Source organism: Kitasatospora sp. NPDC091257 (genome assembly GCF_044757675.1).
GTDB classification, from domain to species: Bacteria; Actinomycetota; Actinomycetes; order Streptomycetales; family Streptomycetaceae; genus Kitasatospora; species Kitasatospora lactacystinica.
In genome coordinates, this window is record NZ_JBIVVI010000422.1 from 1 (window position 1) to 6,797 (window position 6,797).

General features: G+C 69.8%; 5 protein-coding genes. 3 read left to right on the forward strand and 2 right to left on the reverse strand.

Annotation, left to right across the window (positions count from 1 at the left end):
• On the forward strand, positions 1-932 hold a 932-nt coding region (locus ACIQOV_RS20305), incomplete at its 5' end, for an ArsA family ATPase (protein ID WP_401050274.1).
• A gap of 47 nt (positions 933-979) precedes the next feature.
• Here the strand turns inward: ACIQOV_RS20305 and ACIQOV_RS20310 are convergent.
• Positions 980-1,303: a WhiB family transcriptional regulator gene (locus ACIQOV_RS20310; protein ID WP_030240986.1), complete on the reverse strand. Its 324-nt coding sequence runs from the start codon at positions 1,301-1,303 to the stop codon at positions 980-982.
• A 501-nt stretch (positions 1,304-1,804) separates the two neighbouring features.
• Here ACIQOV_RS20310 and ACIQOV_RS20315 point away from each other — a divergent pair.
• Complete coding sequence (locus tag ACIQOV_RS20315; protein WP_401050276.1) at positions 1,805-4,087, forward strand: transglycosylase domain-containing protein; 2,283 nt, start codon at positions 1,805-1,807, stop codon at positions 4,085-4,087.
• 179 nt (positions 4,088-4,266) lie between these two features.
• Here ACIQOV_RS20315 and ACIQOV_RS20320 read toward each other — a convergent pair whose 3' ends face one another.
• A complete protein-coding gene (locus ACIQOV_RS20320) occupies positions 4,267-4,719 on the reverse strand; it encodes a GatB/YqeY domain-containing protein (protein ID WP_401050278.1) in 453 nt (150 codons plus the stop codon).
• Between the two features lie 744 nt (positions 4,720-5,463).
• Between ACIQOV_RS20320 and ACIQOV_RS20325 the strand changes: the two genes are divergently transcribed.
• On the forward strand, positions 5,464-6,797 hold a 1,334-nt coding region (locus ACIQOV_RS20325), incomplete at its 3' end, for a helix-turn-helix domain-containing protein (protein WP_401050280.1).

Below are 6,797 nucleotides of genomic sequence, written 5' to 3' on the forward strand. Positions count from 1 at the left end.
GGGTGGTCAAGGGGGTCACCGGCGACGGCGAGCTCCAGGCCATGATGCTGGACATGAAGCGGACCTTCGACGAGGTCGTGCTGGCCCACGCCGAGCCCGAGCGGGCCAAGGCGATCATGGAGAACCCCTTCTACCAGTCCCTGTCGGCCGGCTTCGCGGGCACGCAGGAGTACATGGCGATGGAGAAGCTCGGGCAGCTGCGCGCCGCCGAGGAGTGGGACCTGATCGTCGTGGACACCCCGCCGTCCCGCTCGGCACTGGACTTCCTGGACGCGCCCAACCGGCTCGGATCCTTCCTGGACGGCCGGGTGATCCGGATCCTCACCGCCCCGGCCAAGGTCGGCGGGCGCAGCGCGATGCGCTTCCTGAACGTCGGGATGGGACTGCTCACCGGCACTCTGGGCAAGATCTTCGGTGCTCAGCTGCTGACCGACGTGCAGACCTTCGTCAGCGCGATGGACTCGATGTTCGGCGGCTTCCGGGAGCGCGCGGACCGTACGTACCAGCTGCTCAAGGCGCCGGGCACGGCGTTCCTGGTGGTGGCCGCGCCGGAGCGGGACGCGCTGCGCGAGGCGGCGTACTTCGTGGACCGGCTGGCCGCGGACCGGATGCCGCTGGCCGGGCTGGTGCTCAACCGGGTGCACGACACGGGGGCACCGCAGCTCACCGCGGAGCGGGCGCTGGCGGCCGCCGAGGCCCTGGAGGAGAACGGCTCGGAGCACGCCTCGCCCGCTGCGGAACTGCTCGCGGCCGGGCTGCTGCGACTGCACGCCGAGCGGATGCAGATCATGGGGCGCGAACGCCGCACCCGCGACCGCTTCGTCTCGGTGTACCCGGACGTGCCGATCGTGGAGGTGCCGGCGCTGCCGGGCGACGTGCACGACCTGGACGGGCTCCGGGCCATCGGGGACCGGCTCAACGGCGCGGTGTAGCCCGTGCCCGAGGGCCGACCGGCCCGGACCGCGCGGTGCGGCCGGGCTCAGCCCGCCTGGGCGTAGTCCGTCAGTATCACTCCGGTCGCGAGGGACTCCTCGTACTCGGTGCGTGCCGTCTCCAGCAACCTCCGCCACGAGATGACGGTCGGGCGGCGGCGCAGCAGCGCACGGCGCTCGCGCTCCGTCATCCCGCCCCACACCCCGAACTCCACCCGGTTGTCCAGGGCGTCCGCGAGGCACTCCGTCCGGACGGGGCAGCCGCTGCACACCGCCTTCGCGCGGTTCTGCGCCGCCCCCTGGACGAACAGTTCGTCCGGATCACTCGTGCGGCAGGCGGCCTGCGCACTCCAGTCGTCAACCCAGCCCATGCCGGCGCCGTCCTCTCCCGTTTCGAGGCTCCCCCACGGCGGCAACGGCATATTCACCGTTGCCAGTTGAGGACGTTACGGAAGAACGACAGCTTGCAACAGCCCCTTCGGGCTCAATCTCGAATGACCCGATTGGACTATGGGTATCAATCAGCTCACTCGTTGGAGTGATCGCAGGTCGCACGCCTTGCCAAAAGCGGAGCCCGCACTCTCGCCACAGGAGTCACCACGGAGCGTGACTGAACACACGGGTACAGCAGGCCACAGCTGCCTCAAAACCCGGCCATCACAGGGCATTCCGGGCAAGTCTCCTCGCCCACAAGAGTGAGCGATGTTGACGCACCGAAGCTGTCGCAAGCTTGTGACAAGCCTAGGCGAACGCCTGCCGCTGTGTGCGGGAATCCGCGACGTAGGGTTCTCCCCATGGCACCGAAGCGCCCACAGGCACCCCAGCCCCCAGGCAACACCGGAGCTCCGCGCGGCAGGACCGGCGGATCACCGTTGGAGCACGCCGGCAACGGCGTGAAGTTCCTGGGCGTCAGCGTGCTCTCCGGAGTCCTGCTGGCCGGTCTCGCCCTGCCCGCCGTCGGCGCCATCGGGCTGACCGCCAAGGACACGGCGGAGAGCTTCGACAACATCCCGGACGACTTCAAGACCCCGCCGCTCACCCAGGCCACCCAGATCTTCGACGCCAAGGGCGGGCTGATCGCCAAGGTCTACGAGCGCGACCGCACGGTCCTGACCGTCGATCAGATGTCGCCGTTCATGCGCCACGCCCAGGTGGACATCGAGGACGCCCGCTTCTACGAGCACGGCGCCGTCGACCTCAAGGGCATCCTCCGCGCGGTCAGCAAGAACGCGGAGAGCGGCACCGCCTCCCAGGGCGCCTCCACGCTGACCCAGCAGTACGTGAAGAACGTCAACGTGGAGAAGGCCGGCGACGACCAGGCGGCCGTCCTGGAGGCCCAGCGCAAGACCCTGGGCCGCAAGATCCAGGAGCTCAAGGTCGCCATCAAGCTGGAGGAGGACCTGTCCAAGGACCAGATCCTCACCAACTACCTCAACATCACCTTCTACGGCCACCAGGCCTACGGGGTCGAGGCCGCCTCCCAGCGCTACTTCAGCAAGAGCAACAAGGACCTGACCGTCGCCGAGGCCGCCACCCTGGCCGGCATGGTGCAGAACCCGTCGTCCTACGACCCGGTGCGCTACCCCGAGAACACGGTCAAGCGCCGCAACGTCGTGATCGACAAGATGCTGGAGAACAAGCACATCACCGCCGACCAGGCGAAGGAGGCGAAGGCCGCCCCGCTGGGCCTGAAGTACAAGGACCCGCAGAACGGCTGCATCACCGCCCAGGCCGGCATGGGCTTCTTCTGCGACTACGTCCGCCACGTGGTCAAGCAGGACCCGGCCTTCGGCAAGAACGCCGACGAGCGCAAGAAGGTGTGGAACACCGGCGGCCTGAACATCTACACCACGCTGGATCCGGACAAGCAGGCCGCCGCGCAGAACGCCGTCACCAAGAAGGTCAACGTGACCGACACGGTGTCGGCCGCCGCGACCATGATGGAGCCGGGCAGCGGCAAGATCCTGGCGATGGCCCAGACCCGCCCGTACGGCCTGGACCCGAACAAGAACCAGACCGTCGTCAACCTCAACGTGGACGCCGCGATGGGCGGCGGCAACGGCTTCCAGACCGGTTCGACCTTCAAGCCGATCCTGGCCGCGGCCGCGCTGGAGTCGGGCATGTCGAACACCCAGGCGTTCCCGTCCGAGAACAAGATCGAGTACCCGCAGATGTCCACCTGCTCGGGCACCTGGAAGAACACCGTCAAGCCCAAGGAGACGGTGAAGAACGAGCAGGACAGCGAGGTCGGGCCGTACCAGCTGAAGGAGGCCATGGCCCGCTCGGTCAACACCTACTTCGTGCAGATGGAGCAGCAGGTCGGCCTCTGCGCGATGAAGCAGATGGCGAACAAGCTGGGCATCACCCAGTCCGCCAAGGGCGACGCCTTCCAGGAGGTGCCCTCGATGGTCCTCGGCACCCTGGAGCTCTCCCCGCTGACCATGGCGAACGTCTACGCGACCTTCGCCGCCCGCGGCAAGTACTGCACCCCGATCGCGATCAACAAGATCACCACGGTGGACGGCAAGGACATCCCGGTCCCGCAGTCCCAGTGCAGCCAGGCCTTCTCCGAGCAGACCGCGGACTCGCTCAACGCCGTCCTGCTCAACGTGACCGAGAAGGGCACCGCGGCCGCCCTGACCATGGACGACGGCCGCAAGATCGCCGGCAAGACCGGTACCACCGACGAGAAGAAGGCCGCCTGGTTCAGCGGCTACACCCCGTCGCTGGCCGCCGCGGTCTGGCTCGGCGGCCCGGCCGGCGGCGTCAAGATGAAGAACATCACCATCGGCGGCAAGTACTACCCCGAGGTGTTCGGCGCCGACGGCCCCGGCCCGATCTGGGCGATGGCGATGAACCAGGCTCTCAAGGGAACGCCGCTGGAGCCGATCCAGACCGCCAACATCCCGGACCCGCAGCCGACCGCTCCCCCGGCGGGCGCCACCGCACCGGCCACCGACCCGAACACCCCGCAGCCCGGCGGCAACCCCCCGCCGCCGCAGCAGGGCGGCAACCCCGGTCAGCCCGGCGGCCAGCCCGGCGGGCTCCCCGGTGGACTGCCCGGCGGCTTCCCCGGCGGGTTCACCTTCCCGCCCTTCCCCGGCAACGGGAACGGGAACGGCGGCCGGCACGGCGGCGGCAACGGGAACGGCTGACCCGTCCCGGGCCGCGAACGGCCGACACGGCGAAGGGGCGCCCTCCAGTGCGGAGGGCGCCCCTTCGGCGTGCTGCCGGGGCGGCGCACGACCGGGGCGGGGCGTCACCTGGGGGCGTCACCTGGGCGACGGGACGGGACCGGCGGACCGGCGTCCGCGGGGGCGTCCGGGCACCCGGCTCAGGCCAGGGCGGCCTTCACGGCCGCGGCGACCCGGCCGCCCTCGGCCAGACCGTCGACCTTGGGCTTCACCAGCTTCATGACGGCGCCCATCCCCTGCGGGCCGCTCGCACCGCTCTCGACCACGGCGGCCGCCACGATCGCGGCCAGTTCCTCGTCGGAGAGCTGCTTGGGCAGGTAGGTCGCCAGCACCTCGCCCTCGGCCCGCTCCCGGGCCGCCTGCTCCGTCCGGCCCGCCGTGTCGAAGGCCTCGGCCGCCTCCCGGCGCTTCTTCGCCTCGCGGCCGATCACCTTCAGCACATCGGCGTCGGACAGCTCGCGCTTCTGCTTGCCCGCCACCTCCTCGCTGGTGACGGCGGCCAGCGTGAGCCGGATGGTGGACGCGCGCAGCTCGTCCCGGTCCTTGATGGCAGCCGTGAGGTTCTCGTGCAGCTGCTCCTTGAGCGTTGTCATTTCCTCTTCTTATCCTTCGGCTGTGGGTGGGCTCAACCGGGTTTCCCTGGGCACCCACCGGGGTTTCCGCAGTTGAACGAGTATCCCCCGAGAACCCCGGCCGGCATCCCCGACAACCCCGGCCGAGGGCGCCCGACAGCCCGCCGGACGGCGCCGATCCGACCCGGGAACGGGCGGCGGTCGATTCCATGAACAATCGATGCCCGACTCCGGGAACAAGCGACGGGATTCGGCCACGGTGGCCGATAATGCTTGCACAATATCGGCCGCAATGCCGAAAATTGCCGGATCCGGAGCGAAGTTGCCGGTCCCGGAGGGGCAAATCGAACGCTGTGACCGCTTCGCCGAAAATAGTCCGCGTAGTACACTCGTTCGCGCGTCGCTTGAGCAGCCGATGGCGGCGATCACCTCACCTCGAATCACCGTCGAATCATCGCCGAAGACCGCCACGAACAACTGCGACAACCCGTCATCACGTCCCCGATTCATTATTCCACGGCACTGGCACACTGCCGCCCAGGCACCTGGCGGCCCTGACACCTGGCGGCCCGGGTCCCTTGCGCCCCCTGCCGGAACGAGCGCGCACGCCCGCGCTCCGCCCGGCTGCCCGACCGCCCGGCGACAGTGATCGCTTTTCGGAGCGATGGGCGCCGTAAAAGCGGCGCATCGAGTTCTGACTTTTATTCTGCTCACAACAGCAGGAAGCGCGGGGGAATGGACAACAATCAGCTTCGATCGATGTTGGTGACCCAACGGAAGATGGTCGGCTGGAGCCAGGAGCAATTAGCCGAACACTCCACTGTCAGCGTCCGCACCATTCGCAACCTGGAAACCGGCGCCATCAAGAATCCGCGACGCAGTTCCGTGGAACTCCTGGTGGGCGCGCTGTTCGCCGCGGCGACCAACCGGGACGACACCCTGCTCTCCCAGGTCGTTCACGCGGGCGCCCCGGCCGGGCTGCCGCCCACCCGGCCGGAACCCGGATTCCCGGCCCGCGTCGCCGAGCTCCCGGACAACGCGCGGTGGCGGGGACTGCGACCCAAGACGGACATCACCGTCGGCCGACGGGCCGACCTGCTGCACGTCGTGACCGCCCTGCGACCGGGCCGTCCGCTGGTGCTCACCGGACCGGCCGGGGTCGGCAAGACCCGGCTGGCGCTGGACTCTGCCGCCCACCTGCTGGACCGCTTCCGGGACGGCGTCGTGGTCCTGGAGCTCGGCTCGGTCACCCCCGAGGCCGTCGACCCGGCGGCCGCCTCGGCCCAGGCCCAGCGCGCGCTCGACGCCCTCCTCCGGGGCTTCGGCCGCGACCCGCGGACCGGCCCCGAGCTGCAGCTGCTGCTGGTCGTCGACAACGCCGAGCACGTCATCGACACGGTGGCCCGGCAGGTCAGGACACTGCTGGCGCGGCACCCGGCACTCCACATCATGATCACCTCGCTGCGGGCGCCCGCCGGGGTCCCCGCCGACCTGTGGGAGGTCTCACCGCTGTCGGTCGACCACCCGGACGGCCCGTACGGCTGCCCGCCGGCCGCCGAGCTGTTCTGCCACCGGGTGCACTCGGTCGCCCCGACGCTCGACCTCGGCGACCAGATGCCGCAGGTGGTCGAGCTCTGCCGACGCCTCGGCGGCCTGGCGCTCGCGATCGAGAACGCCGCCGTGCGGATGCGCTCGGTGCCCCTGCACGTCCTGGTGGACGAGTGCCGGGTGCTGCCGATCCTCGGCCAGGAGGAGGTCGGCGGGCTCTCCCACCACCGCTCGCTGCACCGCAGCCTCGCCTGGGCGTACGGACTGCTCGACGAACGGCAGCGCCGGGCACTCAGACGGCTCTCCCGGTTCCCCGAGGAGTTCTCCATCGACGACATCCGGCAGGAACCCGTCGACGGCGGCGGCCCGGCCGGCCGGGAGCCCTCCCGCAACCTCGACGTCCTGGCCGAACTGGTCGACTTCTCCGTCGTCCAGGTGAATCGCGGCCACCAGTACGAGGCCATCGGCCTCCGCAACCACGTCATGGCCCAGCTCGACAAGGCCGAGTCCACCACGGACGAGGAGATCCGCCGCAAGGCGCTGACCTTCGT

What these genes read in the sequence shown, in the direction of transcription:
- ACIQOV_RS20310 (WP_030240986.1), bottom strand. Translation starts at nt 1,303, where the DNA reads ATGGGCTGGGTTGACGACTGGAGTGCGCAGGCCGCCTGCCGCACGAGT.
- ACIQOV_RS20320 (WP_401050278.1), bottom strand. Translation starts at nt 4,719, where the DNA reads ATGACAACGCTCAAGGAGCAGCTGCACGAGAACCTCACGGCTGCCATC.